This is a genomic window from Sphingomonas pseudosanguinis, from assembly GCF_014196255.1.
Classification (GTDB): Bacteria; Pseudomonadota; Alphaproteobacteria; order Sphingomonadales; family Sphingomonadaceae; genus Sphingomonas; species Sphingomonas pseudosanguinis.
This window is the reverse complement of the sequence record NZ_JACIDH010000011.1, coordinates 59,247-85,851: the sequence shown is the minus strand read 5'-3', so window position 1 is coordinate 85,851 and position 26,605 is coordinate 59,247. Positions and strand designations below refer to the sequence as shown.

Genomic DNA, 26,605 nt, shown 5'->3' with positions numbered 1-26,605 from the left:
AGGCAAGCCCCGCGCCCGTTCGGACAGGCGCGGAGATGGTGCGCACCTAGCTCAATCGCGCGCCATGTCTGCCTTCAGATTGGCGGTCGCCTGATCCAGGCCTTTCAGCGCATCGCGGCGGGCGTCCTCTGACAGGTTGCGATCGCGAGCAATCGAGGCGCGGGCATGGTCGATGCTCGCCAGCGCCATGGTCGCGTTCATCTTGGCCATCCGCGTCGCCGCTTCGGCGGAGAGCGCAGCACTTCGTGCCATATGCTCGATACGGTCGGTGCAGATGATGGTGACCTGCCGCCGGGTCTTGCCGTCGATGGTGGTGATGTTCGTGCGGGTATCCGACGATTTGGTGCCGCACGCCTCCGACCGGACGATCGGGACCGGGGGCATTGGCGGCATTTTGGGCATGTCCGCCATCGACATGACCCGCACACCGTGGGGTGCTACGATCCGCATCGTCTTCCCGTTGCGCAGGATGACGGTCTGGGGTGGCACGGGCGGGGCCGGCGGTGCGACCGGGGCATGAGCCACCTGCGGCGGCGTCGGAACGGTCGGCGGCGTCGCGGCGATCGCATCGCGGGTCATGGCCGGCGCGACGGGCGCACGCGGGGCGGTCGGCACGTCGGGGACTTCCGGCACGGTTTCGGGCGCGGCGACGGCCGGCATGACGGGCGCGTTGCTGGTCAGGTCGACGCCGATGGTCCGCTCGACCTTCTTGGTCAGCGCCGCCGCCGCCGGCGTGCCCGACGCGGTGATACCCAGCCCGCCGAGCACGAGCAGCGACACGGTCGCCCCGCCCACCGCCAGTTGGCGACGCGATTTCGGAGAAGTCGTCAACATCTTCAGCCTCCCTTTCAGATCGTCGATGGTATGGAGATGGCACGCGCCCGACAGTGCGCGGCCATGCGCGGCCTTTACGATGGCGCAGGCATAGACGTGCCGGTCGGCCCGGCTGCGCCCCTTCAGGACGCGGGCGTCGTTGGCCAGCTCCTGATCGGCGCGAAAGGCGTGGAAAGCGCGCCAGGCGACGGGGTTGAACCAGTGGAGCGCCAGCACGGCGAGTGCGATCCAGTTGGCGATCAGGTCACCACGCTCATGATGGCCCAGCTCATGCGCCAGCGCCAGATCGCGCTCATCGGCGTCATAATGCTCATCGAAATCGCGTGGAAAGGCGACGTAACGGTGCCAGATGCCGAAGGCGAGCGGCCCCGGCGCGCCGTCGCTGGCGACGACCCGCACGCCCTTCACCGCCTCTAGCGTTTCGGCCGAGGCCAGCAGCCGGCTGCGGAACCGCCAATGCCGGAACAGTTGGAGGCCCAGGAACCCGGCCGCGCCGATGATCCAGAACAAGGCGATGCCCTGCCCCAGCATCGACCAGATGCTCGGACCAGCGAGTTGCGTGGGCAGCTGTTCGGCGACCGGCACCATGACATAGGTCGCGAACCGCTCGCTCGCGGCGGCCAGCGGCGGCGTCGCCTGTTCCGACAGCCCGCGCGGCAAGGGCGGCAGGATCAGCCGCAGCAGCGGCAAGGCCCAGAGCGCATAGGCGATCTGCGGACCGAACGCCTCGCGGACATGGCGACGCGCCAGCAAGACCAGCGCCATCAGCAGCGTCGAGGCGATCATCGCCTCCACCGCCCAGCCCAGTTGCGCGCCGCTCACGCCTTCAGCTCCTTGAGCAGCGCCTCGATTTCCGAAATGTCCTGTGCGGTCAGTTCGTCGCGCTCCGCCAGATGCGCGACCAGCGGGGTCAGGCGGCCACCGAACAGCCGGTCGATCAGGCGGCGGGATTCGCCGACGACATAATCGTCGCGCTCGACCAGCGGCCGATAGAGATAGCGACGCCCCTGCTCCTCATGCGCGATGGCGTTCTTGGCAAGGAGGCGGCCGAGCAGCGTCTTGACGGTGTTGGTGCTCCACCCGCGTTCGGGATCGACCCGCTCGGCGACGTCCTGCGCGGTGAGCGGCGCATCCTCCCACAGGACCTCCATCACCGCATGCTCGGCATCGCTGATCCGCTCGGCCATCGACTCGACTCCCCTTATGACTACAGACGTAATCCTATTCTGATTACAGACGTAGTCAATAGGGTCGGATCTTTCCTCCCCTGCAAGGGGCGGCATAAAAAAGGAGGCCGGATCGAAACCCGGCCTCCCTCTTTTTCAATCGTCAAAAACGGCTATCAGGCCGTCTTAACGTCCTGCACCAGCTCGGCCAGTTCACCGCTCTCGTACATCTCCATCATGATGTCCGAGCCGCCGACGAACTCGCCCTTGACGTAAAGCTGGGGAATGGTCGGCCAGTCCGAATAGGCCTTGATACCCTGGCGGATGCCCTGGTCCTGCAGCACGTCGACGCTCTCGAAGGGCACATCGAGATGGTTGAGGATCGCCACCGCCCGGCTGGAAAAGCCGCATTGCGGGAACAGGGGCGAGCCCTTCATGAACAGCAGGACGGGGTTGGCCTTTACCAGCGCGTCGATCCGCGCATTCGTGTCGTCGGTCATATCGGTCTTCCTTGGGAAAGGGTGTCAGGCGCTTGCGGCGTCCGCGGGCACCGCGGTGGTCAGTTGCAGGGCGTGAAGCTCGCCCCCCATGCGTCCCCCGAGCGCGGCATAGACGGCGCGGGTGCGGGCGACCCGGCTCATCCCCGCAAAGCTCGCGGCGGTGACATGCGCGGCATAATGATCGCCGTCACCGGCCAGATCGGTGATCTCCACCGTCGCGTCGGGAATGGCGGTACGGATCATCGCGGCGATATCGTCGGCGGCCATCGGCATGTCAGCGGCTCTCCATCAGCTGGCGGCGCGCCTCGACCAGTTGCTCGTCGAGCGCACGGCGGACCTCGGCCTCGTCGACATCGATCCCGGCGGCGGTCAGATCGCCCAGCAGCTTGCGGATTACGTCCTCGTCACCCGCTTCCTCGAAATCGGCCTGGACGACCGCCTTGGCATAGGCGTCGGTCTCGGCGGGGGTCAGCTTCATCCGCTCGGCCGCCCATTGCGCGACCAGCCGGTTGCGGCGCGCCGTGATGCGGAACATCATGTCCTGATCGGCCACGAACTTGGCCTCAAATCCACGCCGGCGTTCGTCAAAACTGTCCATCGATCCGCTTTCCCCCGGCCCTGTCACGGGCATTCTAACATGGGCCTGAAATAGGCATGGCACGCCGCGCACGCAACCGATCCCGGGGCCGTATGACGCGACACTCGTTTCGATCCGTCAACGAGATCGGAACAGGATGGCGATTGAAACGTATGTAAGTGACATAACAGCAGGCGGATGGCCGACCCGTCGGACCCAAAAAACCGCCCAACATAGGAGAGAGCGTTATGCGTGACCCTCTGCCCATGCCGCCGCATGAGGATATGCGGCGATCGCCCCCGATGGCGGGGATCGTCAACGGCATGATCGGTTCGCTGGCCCTTTGGGCGATCATCGCCGGCGTCGTCGTCGCAGCGAACTGATCACAACCGGCGGAACGGCGCCTCGCGGCAGCGCGCCGTCCCGCCTTATCGAATCAGCCCTGGCTCGCCGCCAATCGTGTCCGACCCTCGACCCACGGACGCCCGGCCGCCAATTGCTTCTCATAGCCGCCGATCGCATCGGCCCGCTCCAGCGTCAGCCCGATCTCGTCGAGGCCGTTCATCAGGCATTCGCGCCGAAACGGATCGAGTTCGAACGAGAACCGATCCTGGAACGGCGTCGTGACCGTCATCGTCTCCAGATCGACGGTGATCGGCTGATCCTTCGCCACTTCGACCAGGCGGTCGATCGCCTCCTGCGGCAGGACGACGGGGACGATGCCGTTTTTGAAGGCATTACCCGAGAAAATGTCCGAGAAGCTCGGCGCGATCACCGCGTGGATGCCCATATCCGCCAGGGCCCAGGCGGCATGTTCGCGGCTGGACCCGCAACCGAAATTGTCCCCCGCGATCAGGATCGGCGCGCCGGCATAGCGCGGGTCGTCGAAGATATTGCCCGGCTGCGCGCGCACCGTCTCGAACGCGCCGCGTCCCAGGCCGGCGCGGGTGATCGTCTTCAGCCAATGCGCCGGGATGATGACGTCCGTGTCGATATTCTTGGCACCCCATGGATAGGCGGTGCCGGATACGGTGGTAACCGGGTTCATTCCAATTCCTGTCCTTCCACCCCGCCCATATGCCGACGGGCGGCGAGGCTTAGCGCGGTTGTTCGGCCGTCGCGGGCTTCGAGGCGACCCCGGCGGCATAGGCCGCCGCACCGCAGAGCACCGCACCGGTGACCAGCAAGACCAATACATGCTTCATGATGCCGTCACTTCCCTGTTTTCATGACGTTATTCGTGGACCATCAACGTTCTAACATCGGAAAGGCGCCCGGTCACGGCCGCAGCGGCCGCCATGGCCGGTGACAGGAGATGCGTCCGCGCCCCCGGCCCCTGCCGCCCGACGAAATTGCGATTGGAGGTCGAGGCGCAGCGCTCGCCCGGCGGCACCTTGTCGGGGTTCATCGCCAGGCACATCGAGCAGCCCGGCTCGCGCCATTCGAAGCCCGCCCGGACGAACACGCGGTCGAGCCCTTCCGCTTCGGCCTGGCGCTTGACCAGTCCCGAGCCGGGGACGACCAGCGCACGCACCCCGTCCGCCACCTTGCGGTCGCGCGCCACGGCGGCGGCGGCGCGAAGGTCCTCGATGCGGCTGTTGGTGCAGCTGCCGATGAAGACATGCTGAACGCTGATGTCCTGCATTGCGGTGCCGGGGGTCAAACCCATATAATCCAGCGACTTGCGCGCCGCTTCTCGCTTCGAGGGGTCGGCGAAGCTGTCGGGGTCGGGCACGACGCCGGTGATCGGCACCACATCCTCGGGGCTGGTGCCCCAGGTCAGGTTGGGCGCAATGTCGGCGGCATCGAGCGTCACGACCTTGTCGTACACCGCGCCCGGATCGGTCGGCAGCGTCCGCCACCAGGCAACCGCCTTGTCCCAATCCGCACCCTTGGGTGCCATCGGGCGATCCTTCAGATAGGCGAAGGTCGTCTCGTCTGGCGCGATCAGGCCGGCGCGCGCACCGCCCTCGATCGACATGTTGGCGATGGTCAGGCGACCCTCGACCGACAGGTTGCGGATGACGCTGCCGGTGAATTCGATGACATGGCCGGTCCCGCCCGCCGCACCGATCTTGCCGATGATCGCCAGCACGACGTCCTTGGCCGACACGCCGTGACCCAGCACGCCGTCGACGCGGACCTCCATCGTCTTGGACGGCGAGAGCAGCAAAGTCTGGGTCGCCAGCACATGCTCGACCTCCGACGTGCCGATACCGAAGGCCAACGCGCCCAGCGCGCCATGCGCCGAGGTATGGCTGTCGCCACAGACGAGCGTCGTGCCCGGCAGGGTGAAGCCCTGTTCCGGCCCCACGACATGGACGATGCCCTGCGCCGCCGCCGTCGCATCGATATAGTCGACGCCGAATTCGGCCGTATTGCGGCGAAGCGCCTCCAGCTGCTGCGCACTCTCCGGATCGGAGATGGGCAGCAGACGGCCGCTGGCGTCGGTACGCGGCGTCGTCGGCAGGTTGTGATCGGGCACCGCCAGCGTCAGCTCGGGACGGCGCACCTTGCGCCCCGCCGCGCGCAGGCCTTCGAAAGCCTGCGGGCTGGTCACCTCGTGCACGAGGTGGCGGTCGATATAGATGAGGCAGGTGCCATCGGGCCGCCGTTCGACAACGTGCGCGGCCCAGATCTTCTCGTACAGAGTCTGGGGTCGTTGGGCCATGATGGGGCGCTGTTATCCGAAAAGGTGCGGAACGCAAAGGCTTTGCGCAATGTTATTTCGCTTTGATCGGCGATTCCCTTGGCCTTCGACTTCGCTCAGGCTGAACGGCGTGAGGGAGTTGCCTTCTACAACCTCCGTTCAGGCTGAGCGAAGTCGAAGCCCACGCCCCGCCCTCACCCTTGGGCGCGATAGTCCGCTGTCACGCCGCCACACTCGGCCAGTTCGATCTCATGATCCGGATCGCGCCACGTCTCGGCCAGCGCCTGCGCTTCCCAGTCCAGCATCGCCGGATGCGCAAGGATCGTCTCGACCCAAGCCGCCCTCGCCGCACCGACGTCGATGCCATAGGTCCGCACCCGGAACGCGACCGGGGCATAAAAGGCGTCCACCGCCGAGAAACGCTCCCCCGCCAGCCATGGCCCGCCAAACCGCGAAAGCCCCTCGCTCCACAATTCCGCCAGCCGCGCGACATCGCGCTCCAACCGGGGCGAAGGCGGGTTCGCGTCCACCCGCACGCCGACATTCATCGTCCGCTCGGCCCGCAGCGCGCCGAAGCCGCCATGCATCTCCGCCACCGCGCACATCGCCCAAGCGCGCGCCGCCTCATCCTCCGGCCAGACACCCGGATTCCGCTCGGCGAGATAAAGCGTGATGCCCAGCGAATCCCACACCGTCCGCTCGCCATCGAACAGCACCGGCACCTGCCCCGTCGGCGAGAAGGCGCGGAACGCCTCGTAATTCTCCGCCGCCGCGAACGGCTCGACGCGATCCTCGAACGCGATCCCCAGCGCCTTCATCAGCAGCCAGGGACGCAGCGACCAGCTCGAATAATTCCGGTTCGCGGTGACGAGGGTGTACGTCATCAGCGCTCGAACTTAGCCGTCGTCTTGGCGGCGACCTCATCAGCGGTGACGCCGGGCGCACATTCGATCAGGCGGAAGGCGCTGTCGTGATCGGGACGCTGGAACACCGCCAGATCGGTGACGATCATGTCGACGACGTTGCGCCCGGTCAGCGGCAGGGTGCAATCGGGGATGAACTTGGGGCTGCCGTCCTTGGCGTTATGCTCCATGACGACGATGATCTTCTTGACGCCCGCGACCAGGTCCATCGCGCCGCCCATGCCCTTGATCATCTTGCCGGGGATCATCCAGTTGGCGATGTCGCCGCCTTCCGACACCTCCATCGCGCCCAGCACGGTCAGGTCGATATGGCCGCCCCGGATCATCGCGAAGCTGTCGGCGGACGAGAAATAGACCGAATGCGGCAATTCGCTGATCGTCTGCTTGCCCGCATTGATCAGGTCGGGGTCGACCTCGTCATCATAGGGAAACGGCCCGATGCCCAACATGCCGTTTTCGGATTGCAACGTGACTTCAACCCCTTGCGGGATATGGTTGGCCACCAGTGTCGGGATGCCGATGCCAAGATTGACGTAGAAGCCGTCCTTCAGCTCCTTGGCGGCACGGGCGGCCATTTCGTCGCGGGTCCAGGCCATGGTTACTCTCCTGTCGGATGCCACCGCCGGTCGGCGGGAAAGATGTCGTCGGCCGCGCCCTTCAGCGCCTTGCCATAGACGGGATTGGGAAAGACGAACCAGCCCCGCCCCCACAGCGCGGCGATGCGCGGGCCGTCGGCGCGGGCGCGACGCTGCGCCACTGTGGCAGAGGTGTTGAACAACTCACTGAAATCGCCCAACTGGTCGCCGCCCATGGCGATCACGCAATAGCGCTGGGCGATCTGCCAGCGGCGCGGGTCCTTGTTGTCGCCGCTGCCCGTGTCGGGGCGCACGAACAGCGTGTCGCCATGCACCGCCGGGCCCAGCCCGGCCGCATCTATCACGCGCGCCGCCCCGGCAGGATCGTCGCGATTGGTGTTGAAGATGACGGTCACGCCCATCGCGCGCAGATCGGCGATGGCCGCCACCGCGCCGGGCGTCGGCAGGACGGCATGGCCGTCGCTCTGCTCCCAGGCACGCCAACGGCCGGAGAAGTCGCGGTCGGAACGGCCGGTCAGATCGTCATACTCGAAGCCGAGATTCTGGAGCACCGTCTCGTCGACGTCGAAGACCGCCGCCGGGCGCTTGCCCGCGCAAGGTATGAAGCGGGGGCTTTCGAGGCTCGAACCCTGCGCCAGCACGACGCTGTCGGCCTGGGGACGGCGCACCCGGTCGGCGGCATAGGTGACGAGCGCGTTCCAAGCCTGACGCGAGATCGCGTCGGCTTCGGCCGAGCCGTAGAGATATTGCATCCCGGCGAGCTTGGGGTTGGTGGAGGCTGAGGGGGGCGGGGCTGGGCTGTTGTTGCCAACGGCGACGACGCAGCCGGATAGGGTCAAGGCGGCGGCGAGGGTCATGCCCAGCCTCAGGCCGGTGAGCCCTCCCCCAGCCCCTCCCGCCTGCGGGAGGGGAGAGGATATGGGGCAGTCGTTCGGTTTTAATCGCCAGTTTCTCATTGCCATGCCCTCCGCCAAACACGCTCCCCCTCCCGCAGGCGGGAGGGGGTCGGGGGGAGGGCCAGCGCTCTCCGCATCCCCCGCCCCCCCAGAAACTCAAGCCCGCTCGCGTACCGTACGGAACTCGATCTTCTTCTCGTACGGCGCGCCGACGATCATCCGCTTCACATAAATCCCCGGCAGATGGATCTGGTCGGGATCAAGCGAACCTACCGGCACCACCTCTTCGACCTCGGCGACGCAGATGCGGCCCGCCGTCGCCATCGGCTGGTTGAAGTTGCGCGCGGTCTTGCGGAAGATCAGGTTGCCGGCCTCGTCGGCCTTCCAGCCCTTGATGATCGACAGGTCGGCGCGGATGCCGCGTTCGAGGATATAATCCTCCCCGTCGAAGCTCTTCACTTCCTTGCCTTCGGCGACCTTCGTGCCGACGCCGGTCTTCGTGTAGAAGCCCGGAATTCCTGCGCCCCCTGCCCGGCAACGTTCGGCTAACGTCCCTTGCGGGCAGAACTCGACCTCAAGCTCGCCCGACAGATATTGCCGCTCGAACTCCTTGTTCTCGCCGACATAGGACGAGATCATCTTCCTGACCTGATGCGAACGGAGCAGCTTGCCGAGCCCCACGCCGTCGATCCCGGCATTGTTGCTGGCGATGGTCAGGTCCTTGACCCCGGCGGCCTCGATCGCGTCGATCAGCCGCTCCGGGATGCCGCACAGACCAAAGCCCCCGGCGCAGATCGTCATGCCGTCATGGAGCAGGCCGTCGAGCGCGGCGGCCGCGTCGGGATAAAGCTTCTGCATGGGCGTCCTCCCTGAATGTGCCGAAGCGTTAGGCGGAGGCACGGAGCCGGGTCAACCCAGCGTTTGCGCTTTGCGCGGGCCAGCGTTTGCGCTTTGCGCGGGCCAGCGTTTGCGCTTTATCACGAAGCGGGGTTAGGCTGCCCCCTATGACCTTGAAAACCGGCGGACGCCTGCTTGTCGATGCGCTTCTTGAACAGGGGTGCGACCGCATCTTCACCGTGCCGGGCGAGAGTTTCCTGGCGGTGCTCGACGCGCTGCACGACACCCCCGCCATCGATCTGGTGACGTGCCGGCAGGAGGGCGGCGTGACCTTCATGGCGTGCGCCGACGGCAAGCTGAGCGGGCGGCCGGGCATCGCCTTCGTCACGCGCGGGCCGGGCGCGACCAATGCGGCGATCGGCGTGCATGTCGCGCGACAGGATTCGCAGCCGATGATCCTGTTCATCGGCGATGTCGACCGGAGCACGCGCGATCGCGAGGCGTTTCAGGAAGTGGATTTCCAGGCGATGTTCGCGCCGCTCGCCAAATGGGCAGCACGGATCGACGACGCCGCGCGCATCCCCGAATATATTGCGCGCGCCTATGCCACCGCGATGAACGGGCGGCCGGGGCCGGTCGTCCTCGCCCTGCCCGAGGACATGCTGTGCGACATGGTGGAGGGCACGCCGCGCCCCCGGATCGCGCGGCCCGCGCAGGATGTGATGATCGAAGATGTGCTGGCCGCCCAAACCTTGATCGAACAGGCGACGCGGCCCGTCGCGATCATCGGCGGCGCCTATTGGGATGCCGAGACGGTCGCCGCCGTCGAGCAATGGGGCGAGGCGGCCGGTGTTCCGCTGGTTTCGGCGTTCCGGCGGCAGGATGCGGTGTCGGCCGGTTGCCCGGTCTATGCGGGCAATCTGGGCTATGGCCCTAACCCCGCGCTGGTGAAGCGGGTGCGCGAGGCCGATCTGCTGATCGTGCTCGGCGCGCGGTTGGGCGAGGCGACGACCGATGGCTATAGCGTCGTCACGCCCGATCATCCGGGTCAGACGCTGATCCACATCCATCCCGACCCGGAAGAGTTGAACAGCGTCTATCGCGCCGACCTGGCGCTATGCAGCGACGTGCACCGCGCGGTCGGGATGCTGGAATTGCAGGCGAGTGAGGCGGCCAACCCGCATCCATCGGGCGTGGAAGCGCATGCCGACTATCTTGCCTGGTCTGACCCCGCTCCACGCGATGGCGTGACGCTGGACCTGGGGCAATGCGTCGCCGCGATGCGGGGGGCGCTGCCGGCCGACACGATCATCTGCAACGGCGCGGGCAATTATTCGGGATGGTGGCACCGCTATTGGCGTTACGAGCCGGGAAGCCAGCTCGCCCCGACCTGCGGCGCGATGGGCTATGGCGTTCCCGCCGCCACCGCCGCCGCCCTTCGCCATCCCGAACGGGTGGTGGTGGCGCTGGCGGGCGATGGCTGTTTCCTGATGAACGGACAGGAACTGGCAACCGCCGTGCAGCATGGCGCATCGATGCTGGTGATCGTCGTCGACAATGGCGGCTACGGCACGATCCGCATGCACCAGGAGCGCGAATATCCCGGTCGCGTGGCGGCCACGCGCCTCGCCAACCCGGATTTCGCCGCGCTAGCCCGTGCCTATGGCTGTTGGAGCGAGACGGTCACGCGGACCGAGGACTTCGCCCCCGCCCTCACCCGCGCCATGGCCGAGACCGGCGTTCGGCTGCTGCATCTGAAGACTGATATCGAGGTGATCACCCCCGCCACCACGCTGTCGCGAATCGCAGGGCGCTGATCCGATACAGCCGTCTGTCCGCGATCCCGATCGCGCGCGACCGAACCAACCAATAACCACAGCGTTTAACGCGTTTTACACCAAATCAATGACATGCCGTTCATAGTACCGCTACCAATATATCACCTTTGGATACGCATGTCCGGCAGACAAAAGAAAACCGCCCCGGCATAACCGGGGCGGCGAGTTCGTTGCTGATTGCTTTAGTCAGATAACGATTAGCAGGATTAGATGTTGTCGCCAAGGGCGCCCTTGACCGAACCCTTCATCTGCTGACCCTTGCCTTCGACCTGCTGGGCCTGGCCCTCGGCCTGCATGTCGGCATCGTGGTTGTGTTCGCCAATCTTTTCCTTGGCCTTGCCAACCAGTTCGTTGACGTTGCCCTTGATCTTGTCGACGAGCTCACCCATAGCGGCCTCCATTTACTGGGGATCATCCGATCCCGTTGAACACTCGGGTAAAGAACGGTTCGTTACGCCCGAGGTTCCCTGAAATTAACGTCAGATAAGGCCGGCGAGCGGGCTGGACGGGTCGGCATAGCGCCGCATCCCCATACGGCCGGCGCGGTACGCCATGCGCCCCGCCTCGACGCCGGCCTTCATCGCGCGCGCCATCAGCACCGGGTCCTTGGCCTCGGCGATCGCGGTGTTCATCAGCACGCCGTCGCAGCCCAGCTCCATTGCCACGGCGGCTTCGGACGCGGTGCCCACACCCGCATCGACCAGCACCGGCACCTTGGCGCCCTCGACGATCAGGCGGATCGTCACCTTGTTCTGGATGCCCAGCCCCGATCCGATCGGCGCGCCCAGCGGCATGATCGCGACCGCCCCGACATCCTCCAGCCGCTTGGCCGCGATGGGATCGTCGACGCAGTAGACCATCGGCTTGAAGCCTTCCTTGGCCAGGATTTCGGTCGCGCGCAGCGTCTCGTACATGTCGGGATAGAGCGTCTTGGCCTCGCCCAGCACCTCCAGCTTGACCAGTTCCCAGCCGCCCGCCTCGCGCGCCAGTCGCAGCGTGCGGATCGCGTCCTCGGCGGTGAAGCAGCCCGCCGTGTTGGGCAGATAGGTGATCTTCTTCGGATCGATAAAGTCGGTCAGCATCGGCGCGTTGCGGTCCGACACGTTCACCCGGCGCACGGCGACCGTGACGATCTCCGCCCCCGCCGCCTCGACCGCCGCCGCATTCTGGGCGAAGTCCTTATACTTGCCGGTGCCGACGATCAGGCGCGAGCGAAAGCGCTGCCCCGCCACTTCCCACGAATCGTCGTCCGTGACGGGCGCGACATGGTCGCCGCCGCCGACGAAATGGACGATCTCGATCTCGTCGCCATCCTCGACCTCGACCTGCGCCAGCGTCGAGCGCGGCACCACCTCCAGGTTACGCTCGACCGCCACCTTTTCGGGCACCAGCCCCAGCTGGCTGGCCAGGTCGGCGAGCGACAGCCCGGCGGCGACCCGCTTATGTTCGCCATTCACGGTGATCGTCACGGTTCCATCGGTGTGGGGCATAGTCTCTCGTCACTCACCATGGTGTCGCTGCCCGCTCGACGTGGGATAGGGCATGCGGTTAAGGAAGGCCCTCGATCTAGGCCCGGCCCTTCCGAGCCGCAACCATGGGAGTGCGGATGTCCGCGACCGTCTTCGTCCTCAACGGCCCCAACCTGAACCTGCTCGGCCTGCGCGAACCGCATATCTATGGCCATGACACGCTGGACGATATTGCGGGGATGCTCGAGGACCGGGCGCGCGCGCTCGATCTGGCGATCGACATGCGCCAGTCCAACCATGAAGGCCATCTGATCGACTGGCTGCACGAGGCCCAGGCCTATGAGGCAAAAGCCGTGCTGCTCAATGCCGGGGGCTTCACCCACAGCTCGATCGCGATCCATGACGCGATCAAGTCGGTGACGACCCCGGTGATCGAGGTTCACCTATCCAACCCTCATGCGCGGGAGCCATTCCGTCATGAGAGCTTCATCGGGCGTGCCGCAAAAGGCACAATTGCCGGTTTTGGCGCGCAATCCTATCTGCTCGCGCTTGAAGCCGCCGCCCGGTTCTGACAGGAGCGCGTCCCATGACCGAAAAGACTGAACAAGCGATGAAGGTCGATGTCGACCTCGTCCGTCAGCTCGCCGAGCTGCTCGACGCCACCGCCCTGACCGAGATCGAGGTCGAGCATGGCGACCGCAAGATCCGCGTCGCGCGCAAGGCCGCGGCCGTCGCCCAGATGGGTTACGCGCCAGCGCCCGTGGCGGCCCCTGCCCCGGCGGCCGCGCCCGTCGCCGCCGCCGCGACCGCCGAAGTCGGCGCCTCGGCACCGGCGGCGAACGCCAATGCGGTGAAGTCGCCGATGGTCGGCACCGTCTATCTGGCGGCCGAGCCGGGTGCCAAGCCCTTCGCCTCGGTCGGCCAGAAAGTCGCCGCCGGCGACACGCTGCTGATCGTGGAGGCTATGAAGGTGATGAACCCGATCACCGCGACAACGGCTGGCACCATCACCGCCGTCCTGGTCGAGAATGGCCAGCCGGTCGAATTCGACCAGCCCCTGGTCGTCGTCGAGTAAGCCGCCTTGGCGCAGATCAAGAAACTCCTGATCGCCAATCGCGGTGAGATTGCGCTTCGCATCCACCGCGCCTGTCACGAGATGGGGATCGAGACCGTCGCCGTGCATTCCACGGCCGACGCCGATGCCATGCATGTGCGCCTCGCCGACCAGGCGGTGTGCATCGGCCCGCCTGCGGCCGGTGACAGCTATCTCAACATCCCGAACATCATCTCGGCGGCCGAGATTTCGGGCGCGGACGCGATCCACCCCGGCTATGGCTTCCTGTCCGAGAATGCCAAGTTCGCCGAGATCGTCGAGGCGCACGGCCTGATCTTCGTCGGTCCCAAGCCCGAACATATCCGCATCATGGGCGACAAAGTGGAGGCCAAGCGTACCGCCGGTGCACTCGGCCTGCCGCTCGTCCCCGGTTCGGACGGCGCGATCTCGGATGTCGAGGAGGCCAAGGCGCTCGCGGCGGAGATCGGCTATCCCGTGCTGATCAAGGCGGCCAGCGGCGGCGGCGGTCGCGGCATGAAGGTCGTGCCGTCCGAAGACCAGCTCGAAACGTTGATGCAGCAGGCGGGTTCGGAGGCGAAAGCCGCGTTCGGCGACTCGACCGTCTACATGGAAAAATATCTGGGCAACCCCCGGCATATCGAATTCCAGGTGTTCGGCGACGGCAACGGCCAGGCGATCCATCTGGGCGAGCGCGACTGCTCGCTCCAGCGTCGCCACCAGAAGGTGCTGGAGGAAGCCCCCTCGCCGATCATCACGGCCGAGGAGCGCGCGCGCATGGGCGGCGTGGTCGCCAAGGCGATGGCCGATATGGGCTATCGCGGTGCGGGCACGATCGAATTCCTGTGGGAAGACGGCGAGTTCTATTTCATCGAAATGAACACCCGTCTGCAGGTCGAACATCCCGTCACCGAGATGATCACCGGCCTGGACCTGGTGCGCGAGCAGATCCGCATTGCGGAAGGGCATCCGCTGACCCTGCGTCAGGAGGACGTCCAGTTCCGCGGCCACGCGATCGAATGCCGCATCAACGCGGAAGACCCGCGCACCTTCGCCCCCTCGCCGGGCACGGTGAAGATGTACCACGCGCCGGGCGGCATGCATGTCCGCGTCGATAGCGGCCTCTATCAGGGCTATAAGGTCCCGCCTTATTACGACAGCATGATCGCCAAGCTGATCGTGTACGGCACGACCCGCGAAGGCGCGCTGCGTCGCCTGCGCCGCGCGCTGGAGGAGTTCGTGATCGAGGGGATGAAGACCACCATCCCGCTCCACCAGTCGCTGCTCGACGACCCCGAGTTCCAGAAGGGCGACTATACGATCAAGTGGCTGGAGGAATGGCTGGCCAAGCAGGGCGCGTAAGCCCTCCAGCCCCTCCACCACCGGGCTAACGCCCGGCGGTCCCCCTCCCCATCCAAGGATGGGGAGGATCGCAGCGAGCCCATTCCTCCCCATCTCTGATGGGGAGGGGGACCGCGCCCGAAGGGCGTGGTGGAGGGGCCCTACCGACCCTCGTTTTTTCCAAATACCCCTCCACATTCCCCGCCGCCCATGGCACAAGCATCGGCGATGAAGGCGACGATCCTCCACAACCCGCGCTGCTCCAAGTCGCGCGAGGCGCTGGCCCTGCTGAACGAGGCAGGCGCCGATGTGACGGTGATCGAATATCTAAAGACCCCGCCCGGTGCCGACGAACTGGCGCGCCTCTATGCCAAGGCCGGGCTGTCGCCCCGCGATGGCCTGCGCAAAGGCGAGGCGGAGGCCAAGGCGCTTGGCCAGGCCGATGACGCGACGGTACTCGCCGCGATGGCGGCCAATCCCATCCTGATCGAGCGCCCGCTGGTCGAGACGCCCAAGGGCGTGGTCATCGCCCGACCGCCCGAATCCGTTCGGGGCATCCTGTGACCGCTGCCTGTTATTTGAGCAGAGAACCATATCCTGCCCGCTTTTCGGGCGCATTTCTTGACGAATTCCTGCCCTTCCACGAGGGCAAGGCAGTTGGCACGATCCCTGCTAAGCAGGCGGTCGGGCGAGGGTTCGAACACCATCGGGGACAGTCAGGCGCGTGAAAAAGATTGAGGCGATCATCAAGCCCTTCAAGCTCGATGAGGTGAAGGAAGCGCTGCACGAGATCGGCGTATCCGGCATCACCGTCACCGAGGCCAAGGGCTTCGGCCGCCAGAAGGGCCATACCGAGCTGTATCGCGGCGCCGAATATGTCGTCGACTTCCTGCCGAAGGTGAAGCTGGAAGTGGTCGTCGAGGACGGTCTGGCCGAACGCGTGGTGGAGGCGATTGCCGCCGCCGCGCAGACCGGGCGGATCGGCGACGGCAAGATCTTCGTCATTCCGGTCGAGACGGCGCTGCGCATTCGCACGGGCGAACGCGACGACGCGGCGATCTGACGCATCCCGATCCCTTGAACGTCACCGGGCTGACACCCAGCCCGCCTAAAAACGTACCACCGGTCCCGGTCTTCTTCCGGGGCACGGATCAAAGCAGAGAGAGAACGGCACATGGCGAAAACGGCCAGCGACATTCTGAACCAGATCAAGGACGAAGAGATCGAGTGGGTCGATCTGCGCTTCACCGATCCGAAGGGCAAGTGGCAGCACCTGACCATGGTCGCCTCGATCCTGGGTGAGGACGAGCTGACCGACGGCCTGATGTTCGACGGTTCGTCGATCGAAGGCTGGAAGGCGATCAACGAGTCGGACATGGTCCTGAAGCCGGACCTCGACGCCGTCTACACCGATCCCTTCTCGGCCACCCCGATGCTGATCGTGTTCTGCGACGTGGTCGAGCCGTCGACCGGCGAGCTGTACGCCCGCGATCCGCGCTCGACCGCCAAGCGCGCCGAGGCGTTCGTGAAGACTACCGGCATCGGCGACACCGTCTATGTCGGCCCGGAAGCCGAATTCTTCATGTTCGACGACGTGCAGTTCGACACGACCTATTCGTCGTCCTATTTCAAGATCGACGATATCGAGCTGCCGACCAACACCGGCCGCGAATATGAGGGCGGCAATCTCGGCCACCGTCCGCGCGCCAAGGGCGGTTACTTCCCCGTCGCGCCGGTCGATTCGGCGGTCGACATCCGCGGCGAGATGGTCACCACCATGCTCGAAATGGGCCTGCCCTGCGACAAGCACCACCACGAAGTTGCCGCCGCGCAGCACGAGCTGGGTCTGACCTTCGGTACGCTGACCCAGACCGCCGACCGCATGCAGATCTATAAGTATGTCGTGCATCAGGTCGCCCATGCCTATGGCAAGACCGCGACCTTCATGCCGAAGCCGATCAAGGAAGATAACGGCTCGGGCATGCACACCCACTTCTCGATCTGGGAAGGCAAGACCCCGCTGTTCGCCGGCAACGGCTATGCGGGCCTGTCGGAAACCTGCCTGTACTTCATCGGCGGCATCATCAAGCATGCCAAGGCGCTGAACGCCTTCACCAACCCGTCGACCAACTCGTACAAGCGTCTGGTCCCGGGTTACGAAGCGCCGGTGCTGCTCGCCTATTCGGCGCGCAACCGCTCGGCGTCGTGCCGCATTCCGTACGGCACCGGCCCGAAGTCGAAGCGCGTCGAAGTGCGCTTCCCCGACGCGCTGGCCAACCCGTACCTCGCCTATGCCGCTCTCCTGATGGCGGGTCTGGACGGTATCCAGAACAAGATCCATCCGGGCGAGGCGATGGACAAGAACCTGTACGACCTGCCGCCGGCCGAGTTGGCCCAGGTTCCCACGGTCGCCGGTAGCTTGCGCGAAGCGCTCGACTCGCTGGCCGCCGATCACGACTTCCTGCTGAAGGGCGACGTGTTCACCAAGGACCAGATCGAAAGCTATATCGAGCTGAAGATGAGCGAAGTGATGCGCTGGGAAATGACTCCCAGCCCGGTCGAATACGACATGTATTACAGCGGCTGATCCAGCCACTGACCGATGTCACTACGGGGAAAGGGGCCGCAAGGCCCCTTTCTTTTTGGGTGGCGGGAATGGCAATCGCGGTTAGCAGCCAGCCGCATCGTCATCCGTCTGACGGTGGGTCCTAGCGCGGATCGACGTTCAGGCTACCGTCCCTTCTTTCCTCGCCAGTAAGAAGAGGATGGTGGATTGATGTCCCCGGTCGCGGATGCGGTCCAATCTCTCGGACCAGGACACCCCTCCGTCAGGCCTTTCGGCCTGCCACCTCCCCTTCCAGGGGAGGAATGAGATGAATCTCGATCCGGCCTAAGCATGGAACTCACCGTGCGCCGTCAGACATCCGCTTTTTCCCGGGGCAACGCCTAGAGCGGGATGACGTCAGTTTGACCCAATCCGTCATTGCGAGCGTAGCGAAGCAATCCAGTGTCCGGGCGAGACGCTCTGGATTGCTTCGCTACGCGCGCAATGACGGATTCATCTCATGTCATCCTTCTCTAGCCGAACACGAAACCTGTGATCGTGGATGGCTCGAACAGATAAAATGTTCGGAAAATTCGCAACGAATGTCACGGACGAAGACATGTCCGACTTGCATCGTCAGAGCATCATTTATTCCACAGATTCAGCAACATCTCGCGCCAATCGCGTATTCTCGTCGCCAATTTCGATGAATGTGGCAAAAACTATCACATTTTGCCTATGAAAATTGCAACCAAAACGACCCAAATGATCGGTAAGCATCGCCCAGACACATCAAAATCTCTGGGGGACTATCGTGAACCTGCATATCATCCGCGCGGCCGGAGCCGGTGGCGCTTGCCTGTTGCTCATGGCGCCGCATGTCGTGCTGGCGCAGACCGCCGGTACCATCGCGGCGGAGGACAAGGCGGATAACGAGGTCATCGTGACCGCCGCCAAGCAGAACAGCACCGGCATCGAGATTCCCAACGCGCCCAAGGCGCGCGCGGTGGTGACGCGGGATTATATCGAGCATACCGTCCCCGGCCAGTCGATCTTCAACGCCATCAACATGGTGCCCGGCGTCAACTATGTCGCCAGCGATCCTTATGGCGGCAATGGCGGCACGATCCGCATCCGCGGTTTCGACCAGTCGCGCATCGCCTTCACCTTTGACGGCCTGCCACTGAACGACGCCGGCAATTATGCCATCTATTCCAGCCAGCAGATCGACCCCGAACTGGTCGAGTCGGTCAATGTCAGCTTCGGTTCGACCGATGTCGACACACCGACCGCCAGCGCGTCGGGCGGCACGGTCAATTACCGCACGATCATGCCCACCGAAAGGCCGAGCGCGACCACGGTCTATTCGCATGGCCGGGGCAATATGAACCGCATCTTCGGCATGATCAACACGGGCGACCTGAACGACAGCGGCACCCGGGCCTGGGTGTCGGCGAGCAACCAGCGTTACGCGCTCTTCCCCTATTCGTTCGCCCGCAAGAGCCAGTACAACGCGCGCGTCTATCAGCCGCTGGGCGCGGGCAAGGACTTCATCTCGCTGGCGGGCTTCTTCTACCAGCATCGCAATGGCGGCTATGGCAACCCCTCGGTCGCGCAGATCAACCAGGCGCTGGGCAATCCCCTCCCCCTCGCCTCGGCGACCACCGCCAACCCGGTGCGGATCGACCTCACGCAGCCGCAATATGACCGGATTCTGAAGGCGGGGGCCTTCCTCAATTCCCCCAATTGCGCGCTGGCTTCGGCAACGCCCGGCGCGGGCACCGTGCAGGACGATCGTACGCTGTGCACCAATGCGCGGACGATCAACATCAACCCGGTGGATACCGGCAATCTGCGTTTCAACAGCCTGTTCACGCTCAACGATCGCCTGACCTTCACCATCGATGGCGGCTATAGCTACACCCTGGCCAATGGCGGCGGCTCGACCGTATTCGCCGAAAGCGACGCCAATGCGTCCAAGTCCGGGGTGTCGCGCAACCAATATGGACGGGTCGGCGCGGGGCAGGCATCCGGTCGCGATCTGAATGGCGACGGCGACCTGCTCGACTATGTCCGCGTCTTCTACCCCTCCAACACCCAGACCCATCGCCTGATCGGGATCGCCGGCCTGCGATATGACATCGACGCGGGCAATCTCGTCCGCCTGACCTATACCTGGGACCGGGCGCGCACGCGCCAGACCGGTGAGGCGGGCTATCTCAATCCCGACGGCCGGCCCAAATCCTATTTCGGCATATCGAGCGACAGCGATAGCGCCGTGCTGGACGCCGCCGGCGGGGTGCTGAACAAGCGCAATCGCCTGACCTACTCGATCCTGCACCAGCTGTCGGGCGAGTATCGCGGCCGTCCGATCGACGACAGCCTGTCGCTGACGGTCGGCCTGCGCGCCGCCTTCTATCGCCGCAACATGAGCAACGCCTGCTACACCATCCCGAACAGCGGCAGCGAAGCCTATTGCACCGGGCAGACCGCGCAACAGGTCGCGGCCGACAGCCGGACGGCGGGTTTCGGCCCGCCCTATTCGGGGCGTATCCGGGAATACCGCGCCTTCCTGCCCAATGTCGGGCTGGTGTGGCAGATGGACCCGGCGGCCAGCCTCTATGCCAGCTGGAACCGGGGCTTCTCGGCCCCGACGACCGACATCTATTCCTATGACGACAAGGTCATTTCGCTAAAGGACAAGGAGGCCGTGCCCGAACGAACCGACGCCTTCGACCTCGGCCTGCGCTATACGACCGGTATCGTCCAGGCTCAGCTGGGCGGCTGGTTCATCCGTTACGACAACCGCATCGTCACCACCACCGCGCCTCTGGAGGGCGGCGGGACGATCAGCGCCAGCCGCAATGTCGGGCGGGTCGACAGCAAGGGTGTCGACGCCACCCTGTCGGTCAACCCGACGCCCTGGCTGTCGCTCTATGGTTTCGGCTCCTATCTGAAGTCGACGGTGAAGGAGAATGTCCGGAACGGCGCCACCGGTGCGATCCTGATCGCGACCGAGGGCAAGCAGCTGGTCGACACGCCCAACTGGCAATATGGCACCCGGGCGCAGATCACCCTGCCCAGCCTGGTCATGGGCATCAGCGCCAAGCATGTCGGCGATCGTTTCATCACCGACGAGAATGACGCGATCTCCGCCGGCTATACGCTGGTCGACCTCGACGCGCAGATCGGGCTGGCCGCGGTGGGGCTGCCCAAGACCTATTTCCAGCTCAACGTGACCAACTTGTTCGACCGGCCTTATTACAGCAATGTCTGGTCGGCACCGCGCGTCGGCAATGGCGGCTGGCTGAACTTCGGCAATGGCCGGACGGTCATCGGCAGCGTGCATTTCGAATTCTGATCGACGGGGCGCGCGGCGGCGAGTGACCGTCGCGCGCCCCAGGACCGGAGATTACTTCGCCGTCGTTATCCGCTTGGCCGACAGGATCTTCACCGGGGCGGCGAGCATCTCGCCCTTGAACGGGCCCTTGGCGGGGTCGGCAGGCTGGTCGAGGATCTTGTGGATCACGTCCATCCCCTCGACGACATGGCCGAAGGCGGCATAGCCCAGATTGTCGCCGGGCTTCGACGGATCGGCGTCGAGCGAGGGCTGGTCGCCGACCATGATGGTGAAGTCGCCCCGCGCCGAGCCGGGGGCCAGCCGCGCGATCGAGATGGTACCGTCTTTGTGCTTGATGCCGGTCCTGGTCGTCGGCTCATGCGCGATGGGAGGCAGGATGCGCTTGGGTTCGTTCTGGATGCCGAACTGGACGAAGCCGAAATCGGGCGCGACGCGGACCGAGCGGTAGAAGGTCACCCCGTCCAGCCGATGCTGGTCGACATAGCGCAGGAAATTGGCGGTGGTGATCGGCGCATGGGTGCGGTCGAGGTCGATGACCACGGGTCCGAGGCTGGTCTGCATCGCGACGCGGACCATGACGGGCTTGGGGGCTTCGGTCGTCGCCGGAGCCGGGGGTATGGCGGGCGCGGTCTGGGCGGCGAGCAGGGCGAGCGGGAGGAGCGCGATCATTCTGGTCTCCGAATGCGGATGTCGGTGTCAGGTTAGCGGGGTTTCGGGGCGGGGTGTATCCCTTGGCCTTCGACTTCGCTCAGGCTGAACGGCGTTTATGGTTGGGTCTTCCCCAACTTCCGTTCAGGCTGAGCGAAGGCGAAGCCCACGCCCCCACCCTCACGGGATCAGCACCGTACTCCCCACCGTCTCGCCTGCCTCGATCGCGCGGTGCGCCTCGGCGGCGTCGGTCAGCGCGAATTCCTGCCCGATCTCCGGCGTGATCGCGCCCTTGGCGAGCATCGCGAACATCCGCTCGGCCAGGCGCCGCTTGTCCTCGGGCGTCAGCGCATAGTCGAACAGCGTCGGGCGGGTGACGAACAGCGACCCCTTGGCCGCCAATATGCCCAGATTGACGCCATCGACCGGTCCCGAGGCATTGCCGAAGCTGACTACCAGCCCGCGCCGGGCCGCGCTGTTCAGCGAAGCCTCCCAGGTCGCCTTGCCGACCCCGTCGAGCACCACGGGCACCCCCGCCCCATCGGTGATTTCGCGAACGCGTGCCGCGACATCCTCGGTACGGTTGAGGATGACATGATCGGCACCGGCGGCACGGGCACGCTCCGCCTTGGCCTCGCTGCCCACCGTCGCGATCACCGTCGCGCCGATCGCCTTCAGCCAGCCGACCGCCAGATGGCCGACACCCCCCGCCGCCGCATGGACCAGCACCGGCCAGCCCGCCTGCACCTGCGCGCAATCCTCGATCAGGAAGGCGGTCGTCGTACCCTTCAGCAGGATCGCGGCCGCCGTGCGATCATCGACGTCATCGGGCAGCGGTACGAGCAGATCGGCAGCGACGTTGCGCGCCGTCGCATAGGCCCCGCGCGCCGGGCCGAACACGCCCACCCGGTCGCCGACCTCGAACGCGGTCACGCCCGCGCCCACCGCCTCGACGACGCCCGCCGCCTCCGATCCCAGCCCGCCGGGAAGGTCGATCGGGTACAGGCCGCTGCGGTGATAGGTGTCGATATAGTTCAGCCCCACCGCATGGTGGCGCATCCGCACCTCGCCCGCGCCCGGCGGCGGCAGGTCGGCGTCGCGCCACTGGATCACGTCCGGCCCACCGGTCCGTTCGATGAAGGCGATCTTTTCCATCGGCTCGCTCCTTATGCTTTTCGGGGTCGCTCGGCTCGCGCCAACGCCTCAATAGTCCTTCGATATCCGCACGTTCACGCTCTGTCGCCCCAGGGTGGAGATGGTCGAAAGCAGCGACAGCCAGCGGGTGACCTGGAACTCGACCTGCGTCGCGCTGTAGCCCTGTCCGTCGGTGATGATCTCGGCATAGAGCCGGCGGGTGATGTACTTGCCCGCCGCGACTGAGGTGCCACGCCCCTGCTGCACATCGGCGGGCAGCACGCGCAGGCGATCCAGCCCCGCCGCCCGCCGCACCGCATTGATCGGGTTCAGCCCGTTGCCGCCATCCTGCAGCGCGGCCACGGCGGCGGCCAGTTGCAGCGCCTCGGGCGCGGACAGGCTGGCGATCGAGGTGCCGAAGAGCAGCCGCGAGAGCAGCTCGTCATTGGGCAGCGCGGGCGTGCTGGAGAAGCCGATCTCGGGCTTGAGCGCGGTGCCGGTGACGCGGATCGTCGCGCTCAACCCTTGGACATTGGCATTGGCGGCGATGTCGAGCGCGGGGTTGGCCGGCACCTCGCCGCCGAACCGGATGACGCCGCGCGACAGGTCGAAGTCGCGGCCGGCGAACTCGAAATCGCCGCGGATCAGCGTCGCCTGGCCGGTGATCGCGGGATTGGCCGGCTCGCCGCCGATCTTCAGGTCGGCCGACCATTCGCTGTTCAGCCCCAGTCCGGTGACCAGCAACCCGCCCGGCGCCCGCGCGCGGATCGCCAGCGTCCAGGGCTTGACCGGCACGTCATCCTCCTCGCCGCCGCCCGGCATGTTGATCTCGCGGATGTTGAGCTGCGGCACCGCCGTCGCCGCCGTCGCGCGGCCCAGGCGATAGCGGCTGCTGTTGAGCACGACGTCGCCCGAGATGGTGCCGCCCGATCCGTCCGAATGGATGGCCAGCGGCCCGGAGACGGTCGCGGCGATGTCGTCACGCGCAATCATCGCGGCCCGATCCGCTTGAAGCGACAGGTCGAGGCCGATGCCGTTGGCGGCGGCGAATTCGAACTGGCCGGTGCCGCTCACCCGTCCATCGCGCCCGGCCTTGGCGGCGAAGCGATCGATGACCAGGCGCGACCCGCCGAAGCGCCCCGTCGCCTGCACGTCGGTCAGGACCGTGCCGGTCGTCGCGCTCTCGATCCGCGCCCCCACCGCACGCACCGCGCCGCGAATGACCGGTGCGGCGAGCGAGCCGCTGACGTCCGCACCGATCGCCACCGGCCCCGACAGGTCGAACATCTCGACCCGCGTCAGCCGCCACAGCGTATCGGCCGGCCCGGCATAGCGAAGCTGCGCGATCAATCGCCCATTCTGCAACCGCCCGGCCCAGTCGCCTGCCCCCGAAGGCTGGATCAGCGCCTGTGCGCGCCCGATCACGCGACCGCCCGACGCCATCACCGCGCGCACGCCCAGCCGGTCGGCGGACAGCACGCCCGCCACGCCCATGTCGATCGGCCGCGAGGTCAGGACGAGGCCGGCGCGGGTCAGCCCGCGAATGGTCAGGTCGACCTTGCCGGTCGGCGCGCCCGTCGTCTGGCGGAGGGTCAGCGTGCCGCTGGCGCTGCCGCCCAGCCCCAGCCCCGGATAGCCGATGTCGAGGACCGCGAGCGGCATCCGCGTCAGTCCGGCCTCGACCTCCATGCCGCCGGCGTCGAGCCGCCCAGCGATCTTCGCCTCGCCGCCGGCAAAGCTCAGCCGGGTCGGCGCGAGCGTCCAGCCATCGTCGCCGCGCGTGATCTCGGCGGGCGACAGGAAGCGCAAGGGGCGGCCATCGAGCATGCCTTGCGCGGTCATCGACAACCGGCCGGGCGCGACCTGGGTCACGGTCTGGATCGCGAAGGCGCGGCCACGCGAGCCCGAGATACCGACGCGCACCTCGCCCGTGCCGCCGCGCAGCGTGGCGGTGCCGTTCAACCGGGCGATGTTGAACGCCCCGCGCCGCACCCCTTGCGCCACCGCGCTGCCCTCGACCGAGGTGCCGGCGGGATCGAGCAGCGCGACCATGTCGATCCGCCCCTGCCGTACGGTGACGCCCGACAGCAGCGCCTGTTGCGCGGCCAGATGCGCCTCGATCCGCTGGATGTCGCCGGCCGGACGGAACAGCAACTCGCCCGACAGGCCGCCGCCCGCGACGCCCAGCTTTCCGGTAAAGCCGCCCTCGGCGACGGTTAGCGTCCCGGTGGCGCGCGTACCTGCGACCGCGATCGGCTGGAACTGGATGACGGCGTCCTGCCCCCTGGGCAGCAGGATCGCACCATTCGCCTGGAACGGCCCCAGTCGCGAACCACCGGCGGCGCGAAAGGCGAAGCCCTGATCATTGGGGTCGAGATGCGCGTGGACGTCGCGCAGACCCATCGCGGCATTGGGTGCGGCCAGGATCAGGTCCAGCGTCGGCCGGTCGATCCGCCCGTCGAGGATCATCCGCACCGGACCATAGCTCGCCTGCCGCCCGCCGCCGACGAAGCGGAAGGTGCCGTCGGTCCGGCGGATCGCCTCGCCGGTCAGGCGGATCTTGGGGCCGGTCAGGACCAGCCGGCGGAAATGGAAGATGCCGTCCGGCCCGCGCTCCAAATCGGTGGTCAGGTGCGGCAATCCACCCGCCAGCGAGCGCAGGAAACCATTGTCCAGCCGCCGCACCTGCGCCTCGCCTCGCCCGACGACCCGCGTGCCGCGACCATCGACGCCGGGCACCGCGCTCAGCGTCGAGCGGACATCGACGATCCCCAGGCCGGGGATCAGAAAGCGTTGCAGCGCGCCGTTGAGCCGCACGTCATAGCGCCCGGTGCGTAGATCGATGGTCAGCCCGATCTGCCCCGACAGCTTGTCCGACCGCAGCGCCAGATTTGGCCCGGTGATCGCCTGCGGCATGATGCGCAGATCGCCCGCCGCGCTCAGCCCGCGCAGGATGCCGCCCGCCACCTCGCCCACGCCGGTCACCCGCGCGGCGGTGAAGCGCACCGGCAGGGTCAGCGGCCAGCCCCCGCTCAGCCGCCCGCGCCCGACCGCCTGCGCATTCTCGAACCCCGTCTGGCCGAAGGCGAAGCGCGTCGCGGCCAGGCGATAGTCGAACGCCGCGCGGTCGAACGCGCCGTCGAGCCGCAGCCTCAGGTCGATCGCCCGCCCGCTCATATTGGCGAACAGCGCCTCGGGCCGGACCAGCGTGCCGTCGACCCGTAGCCCCTCGAACCGATTGTCGCCCAGATCGACCACACCCCGCGCACGCAACCGCAAGGCGGACGAACGGAGGGCGAGCGCGCCGTTCAACCGGCGATCGATGAAATCCGCCTCGCCCGCGACGGTGACGCGCGGCGCGGTCAGCCGCTGCAACCGCCCCTTGAGCAATAGCGACGGCGCGATCCGGCCCGCCAGCGCATAGCGCCCGCTGCGCGCCGACAAGGTCAGGTCGACCGCCGATTGCGCGCCGATCCACCCGCGCGCGCGACCATTCCATGCCGCCCAGTGGCCAGCGCCACCAACCGCCAGCGAGACGGGCGCACGCGCGCCGATCGCACGGGCCAGCACGCCGTCGGCGCGCCCTTCCGCCCGCACGTCGAGATCGAACCGGTCGCGGTCAGGCTGTGCGTCGAGCCGCAGGCGAAGCTGATCGCTGCCCGCCACGATGCCGTCCAGCCGGACGAGCGCGCGGCCGTCACGAACATCGGCGCGCCCGTCGACCCGCGCCACCCGCTTCCGCCCCAGCACGGCGGGGGCCAGGATCAGCCGCTCAAGGTGCAGCCGGTCGATGCGGATGTCGAAATCGGGCAGGATCGGACCCTGCCGTCCGGTCGGTCGGGTGCGCGGCACATGATAGAGCATCGCCACCGGCGCCTCGACCCGGCGGATGTCGAGCGCGCCCTTCGCCCAGCGCCAGGGCCGCCAGTCGAGCCGCGCGCTCGGCACGCGGACGAGCAGACCGTCGAGGTCATAGACCCGGACATCGGTCAGCCGCATGTCCGCATAGAGCGAACCCTCGATCCGCCCGACCGAGAAGCGCAGGCCGTTGTCGGTGCGGATGGTCGCGATCCGGTCCGCGACCCAGCGATGGCCGATCGGCGTGTCGACGATCAGCAGCGCCGCGACGACGATCCCCACCAGCGCCGCGACCATGATCGCCAGCCGCCGCCACCAGCGCCGCCCGCGCGGTGGCGGCGTTGGCGCGGTCTCGGTCAG

At 66.6% G+C, this 26,605-nt stretch carries 25 protein-coding genes; 9 read left to right on the top strand and 16 right to left on the bottom strand.

Translation table 11 applies throughout. From position 1 onward, the window contains the following. Window positions 1–51 precede the first annotated feature (51 nt). The 5 genes from GGR48_RS12405 to GGR48_RS12385 form a co-directional block, all read right to left on the bottom strand. Window positions 52–1,656: a M56 family metallopeptidase gene (locus GGR48_RS12405; RefSeq protein WP_338110512.1), complete on the bottom strand. Its 1,605-nt coding sequence runs from the start codon at window positions 1,654–1,656 to the stop codon at window positions 52–54. Then, window positions 1,653–2,021 (bottom strand): BlaI/MecI/CopY family transcriptional regulator, encoded by a 369-nt coding sequence (locus tag GGR48_RS12400; protein WP_183952198.1) that lies wholly within the window; start codon window positions 2,019–2,021, stop codon window positions 1,653–1,655. Before GGR48_RS12400 ends, GGR48_RS12405 begins: the two co-directional genes overlap by 4 nt. Before the next feature lie 155 nt (window positions 2,022–2,176). Then, the gene (gene grxD, locus GGR48_RS12395) at window positions 2,177–2,500 is read right to left on the bottom strand and encodes a Grx4 family monothiol glutaredoxin (RefSeq protein WP_183952197.1); all 324 of its coding nucleotides are present in this window, start codon (window positions 2,498–2,500) and stop codon (window positions 2,177–2,179) included. 24 nt (window positions 2,501–2,524) lie between these two features. After that, the gene (locus GGR48_RS12390; RefSeq protein ID WP_183952196.1) at window positions 2,525–2,773 is read right to left on the bottom strand and encodes a BolA/IbaG family iron-sulfur metabolism protein; all 249 of its coding nucleotides are present in this window, start codon (window positions 2,771–2,773) and stop codon (window positions 2,525–2,527) included. 1 nt (window position 2,774) lies between these two features. Next, a complete protein-coding gene (locus tag GGR48_RS12385) occupies window positions 2,775–3,098 on the bottom strand; it encodes a DUF1476 domain-containing protein (protein ID WP_183952195.1) in 324 nt (107 codons plus the stop codon). Window positions 3,099–3,325: 227 nt separating this feature from the next. Between GGR48_RS12385 and GGR48_RS18325 the strand changes: the two genes are divergently transcribed. Continuing rightward, window positions 3,326–3,460 (top strand): hypothetical protein, encoded by a 135-nt coding sequence (locus GGR48_RS18325; protein ID WP_276208012.1) that lies wholly within the window; start codon window positions 3,326–3,328, stop codon window positions 3,458–3,460. A gap of 53 nt (window positions 3,461–3,513) precedes the next feature. On the opposite strand, the gene leuD is transcribed toward GGR48_RS18325, so the two are convergent. From leuD to GGR48_RS12355, 6 genes are all read right to left on the bottom strand, one after another. After that, window positions 3,514–4,125, bottom strand: coding sequence for a 3-isopropylmalate dehydratase small subunit (gene leuD, locus GGR48_RS12380; protein WP_183952194.1), 612 nt, complete (start codon window positions 4,123–4,125; stop codon window positions 3,514–3,516). Between the two features lie 186 nt (window positions 4,126–4,311). Next, complete coding sequence (gene leuC, locus GGR48_RS12375; protein WP_183952193.1) at window positions 4,312–5,748, bottom strand: 3-isopropylmalate dehydratase large subunit; 1,437 nt, start codon at window positions 5,746–5,748, stop codon at window positions 4,312–4,314. Window positions 5,749–5,921: 173 nt separating this feature from the next. Then, window positions 5,922–6,611: a glutathione S-transferase family protein gene (locus GGR48_RS12370; RefSeq protein ID WP_183952192.1), complete on the bottom strand. Its 690-nt coding sequence runs from the start codon at window positions 6,609–6,611 to the stop codon at window positions 5,922–5,924. After that, complete coding sequence (locus tag GGR48_RS12365) at window positions 6,611–7,246, bottom strand: CoA transferase subunit B (protein ID WP_183952191.1); 636 nt, start codon at window positions 7,244–7,246, stop codon at window positions 6,611–6,613. The genes GGR48_RS12370 and GGR48_RS12365 overlap by 1 nt, the downstream gene beginning before the upstream one ends. Before the next feature lie 2 nt (window positions 7,247–7,248). Further along, window positions 7,249–8,103 carry an HAD family acid phosphatase gene (locus tag GGR48_RS12360; RefSeq protein ID WP_183952190.1) on the bottom strand — a complete coding sequence of 285 codons (855 nt, stop codon included), beginning with the start codon at window positions 8,101–8,103 and terminating at the stop codon, window positions 7,249–7,251. A 195-nt stretch (window positions 8,104–8,298) separates the two neighbouring features. Next, on the bottom strand, window positions 8,299–9,000 hold the full coding sequence (locus GGR48_RS12355) for a CoA transferase subunit A (protein ID WP_183952189.1): 702 nt from the start codon (window positions 8,998–9,000) through the stop codon (window positions 8,299–8,301). Between the two features lie 146 nt (window positions 9,001–9,146). Here GGR48_RS12355 and GGR48_RS12350 point away from each other — a divergent pair, with 146 nt between their 5' ends. Then, window positions 9,147–10,796, top strand: a complete 1,650-nt coding sequence (locus GGR48_RS12350) for a thiamine pyrophosphate-binding protein (protein ID WP_183952188.1) — start codon at window positions 9,147–9,149, stop codon at window positions 10,794–10,796. Window positions 10,797–11,023: 227 nt separating this feature from the next. Here the strand turns inward: GGR48_RS12350 and GGR48_RS12345 are convergent, their stop codons facing one another. Both GGR48_RS12345 and thiS read right to left on the bottom strand, forming a co-directional pair. Then, window positions 11,024–11,206: a CsbD family protein gene (locus GGR48_RS12345; protein WP_183952187.1), complete on the bottom strand. Its 183-nt coding sequence runs from the start codon at window positions 11,204–11,206 to the stop codon at window positions 11,024–11,026. A 90-nt stretch (window positions 11,207–11,296) separates the two neighbouring features. Further along, window positions 11,297–12,307 (bottom strand): sulfur carrier protein ThiS, encoded by a 1,011-nt coding sequence (gene thiS, locus GGR48_RS12340; RefSeq protein ID WP_183952186.1) that lies wholly within the window; start codon window positions 12,305–12,307, stop codon window positions 11,297–11,299. 116 nt (window positions 12,308–12,423) lie between these two features. Between thiS and aroQ the strand changes: the two genes are divergently transcribed. The 7 genes from aroQ to GGR48_RS12305 all read left to right on the top strand — a co-directional run bounded on the left by aroQ (window position 12,424) and on the right by GGR48_RS12305 (window position 20,605). Continuing rightward, window positions 12,424–12,858, top strand: a complete 435-nt coding sequence (gene aroQ, locus GGR48_RS12335; RefSeq protein ID WP_183952185.1) for a type II 3-dehydroquinate dehydratase — start codon at window positions 12,424–12,426, stop codon at window positions 12,856–12,858. Between the two features lie 14 nt (window positions 12,859–12,872). Beyond that, window positions 12,873–13,361, top strand: a complete 489-nt coding sequence (gene accB / locus GGR48_RS12330; protein ID WP_183952184.1) for an acetyl-CoA carboxylase biotin carboxyl carrier protein — start codon at window positions 12,873–12,875, stop codon at window positions 13,359–13,361. Between the two features lie 6 nt (window positions 13,362–13,367). Beyond that, the gene (gene accC, locus GGR48_RS12325; protein ID WP_183952183.1) at window positions 13,368–14,720 is read left to right on the top strand and encodes an acetyl-CoA carboxylase biotin carboxylase subunit; all 1,353 of its coding nucleotides are present in this window, start codon (window positions 13,368–13,370) and stop codon (window positions 14,718–14,720) included. A 207-nt stretch (window positions 14,721–14,927) separates the two neighbouring features. After that, on the top strand, window positions 14,928–15,263 hold the full coding sequence (arsC, locus tag GGR48_RS12320; protein ID WP_183952182.1) for an arsenate reductase (glutaredoxin): 336 nt from the start codon (window positions 14,928–14,930) through the stop codon (window positions 15,261–15,263). Window positions 15,264–15,423: 160 nt separating this feature from the next. Further along, window positions 15,424–15,762, top strand: a complete 339-nt coding sequence (locus tag GGR48_RS12315; protein WP_007405799.1) for a P-II family nitrogen regulator — start codon at window positions 15,424–15,426, stop codon at window positions 15,760–15,762. A gap of 111 nt (window positions 15,763–15,873) precedes the next feature. After that, complete coding sequence (glnA, locus tag GGR48_RS12310; RefSeq protein ID WP_183952181.1) at window positions 15,874–17,286, top strand: type I glutamate--ammonia ligase; 1,413 nt, start codon at window positions 15,874–15,876, stop codon at window positions 17,284–17,286. Between the two features lie 772 nt (window positions 17,287–18,058). Next, on the top strand, window positions 18,059–20,605 hold the full coding sequence (locus tag GGR48_RS12305) for a TonB-dependent receptor (RefSeq protein WP_338110513.1): 2,547 nt from the start codon (window positions 18,059–18,061) through the stop codon (window positions 20,603–20,605). Window positions 20,606–20,656: 51 nt separating this feature from the next. Here GGR48_RS12305 and GGR48_RS12300 read toward each other — a convergent pair whose 3' ends face one another. The 3 genes from GGR48_RS12300 to GGR48_RS12290 form a co-directional block, all read right to left on the bottom strand. Continuing rightward, window positions 20,657–21,274, bottom strand: a complete 618-nt coding sequence (locus GGR48_RS12300; RefSeq protein ID WP_183952180.1) for a peptidylprolyl isomerase — start codon at window positions 21,272–21,274, stop codon at window positions 20,657–20,659. Window positions 21,275–21,433: 159 nt separating this feature from the next. Beyond that, window positions 21,434–22,408, bottom strand: coding sequence for a quinone oxidoreductase family protein (locus GGR48_RS12295; protein ID WP_183952179.1), 975 nt, complete (start codon window positions 22,406–22,408; stop codon window positions 21,434–21,436). 48 nt (window positions 22,409–22,456) lie between these two features. Next, the gene (locus GGR48_RS12290; RefSeq protein ID WP_183952218.1) at window positions 22,457–26,542 is read right to left on the bottom strand and encodes a translocation/assembly module TamB domain-containing protein; all 4,086 of its coding nucleotides are present in this window, start codon (window positions 26,540–26,542) and stop codon (window positions 22,457–22,459) included. Between the last annotated feature and the right edge of the window lie 63 nt (window positions 26,543–26,605).

Bases quoted from the DNA above. Each gene is read 5' to 3' on its own strand.
- GGR48_RS12400 (WP_183952198.1), bottom strand. From the start codon at position 2,021: ATGGCCGAGCGGATCAGCGATGCCGAGCATGCGGTGATGGAGGTCCTG.
- grxD (WP_183952197.1), bottom strand. From the start codon at position 2,500: ATGACCGACGACACGAATGCGCGGATCGACGCGCTGGTAAAGGCCAAC.
- GGR48_RS12390 (WP_183952196.1), bottom strand. From the start codon at position 2,773: ATGCCGATGGCCGCCGACGATATCGCCGCGATGATCCGTACCGCCATT.
- GGR48_RS12385 (WP_183952195.1), bottom strand. From the start codon at position 3,098: ATGGACAGTTTTGACGAACGCCGGCGTGGATTTGAGGCCAAGTTCGTG.
- GGR48_RS18325 (WP_276208012.1), top strand. From the start codon at position 3,326: ATGCGTGACCCTCTGCCCATGCCGCCGCATGAGGATATGCGGCGATCG.
- leuD (WP_183952194.1), bottom strand. From the start codon at position 4,125: ATGAACCCGGTTACCACCGTATCCGGCACCGCCTATCCATGGGGTGCC.
- leuC (WP_183952193.1), bottom strand. From the start codon at position 5,748: ATGGCCCAACGACCCCAGACTCTGTACGAGAAGATCTGGGCCGCGCAC.
- GGR48_RS12370 (WP_183952192.1), bottom strand. From the start codon at position 6,611: ATGACGTACACCCTCGTCACCGCGAACCGGAATTATTCGAGCTGGTCG.
- GGR48_RS12365 (WP_183952191.1), bottom strand. From the start codon at position 7,246: ATGGCCTGGACCCGCGACGAAATGGCCGCCCGTGCCGCCAAGGAGCTG.
- GGR48_RS12360 (WP_183952190.1), bottom strand. From the start codon at position 8,103: ATGACCCTCGCCGCCGCCTTGACCCTATCCGGCTGCGTCGTCGCCGTT.
- GGR48_RS12355 (WP_183952189.1), bottom strand. From the start codon at position 9,000: ATGCAGAAGCTTTATCCCGACGCGGCCGCCGCGCTCGACGGCCTGCTC.
- GGR48_RS12350 (WP_183952188.1), top strand. From the start codon at position 9,147: ATGACCTTGAAAACCGGCGGACGCCTGCTTGTCGATGCGCTTCTTGAA.
- GGR48_RS12345 (WP_183952187.1), bottom strand. From the start codon at position 11,206: ATGGGTGAGCTCGTCGACAAGATCAAGGGCAACGTCAACGAACTGGTT.
- thiS (WP_183952186.1), bottom strand. From the start codon at position 12,307: ATGCCCCACACCGATGGAACCGTGACGATCACCGTGAATGGCGAACAT.
- aroQ (WP_183952185.1), top strand. From the start codon at position 12,424: ATGTCCGCGACCGTCTTCGTCCTCAACGGCCCCAACCTGAACCTGCTC.
- accB (WP_183952184.1), top strand. From the start codon at position 12,873: ATGACCGAAAAGACTGAACAAGCGATGAAGGTCGATGTCGACCTCGTC.
- arsC (WP_183952182.1), top strand. From the start codon at position 14,928: ATGAAGGCGACGATCCTCCACAACCCGCGCTGCTCCAAGTCGCGCGAG.
- glnA (WP_183952181.1), top strand. From the start codon at position 15,874: ATGGCGAAAACGGCCAGCGACATTCTGAACCAGATCAAGGACGAAGAG.
- GGR48_RS12300 (WP_183952180.1), bottom strand. From the start codon at position 21,274: ATGATCGCGCTCCTCCCGCTCGCCCTGCTCGCCGCCCAGACCGCGCCC.
- GGR48_RS12295 (WP_183952179.1), bottom strand. From the start codon at position 22,408: ATGGAAAAGATCGCCTTCATCGAACGGACCGGTGGGCCGGACGTGATC.
- GGR48_RS12290 (WP_183952218.1), bottom strand. From the start codon at position 26,542: ATGGTCGCGGCGCTGGTGGGGATCGTCGTCGCGGCGCTGCTGATCGTC.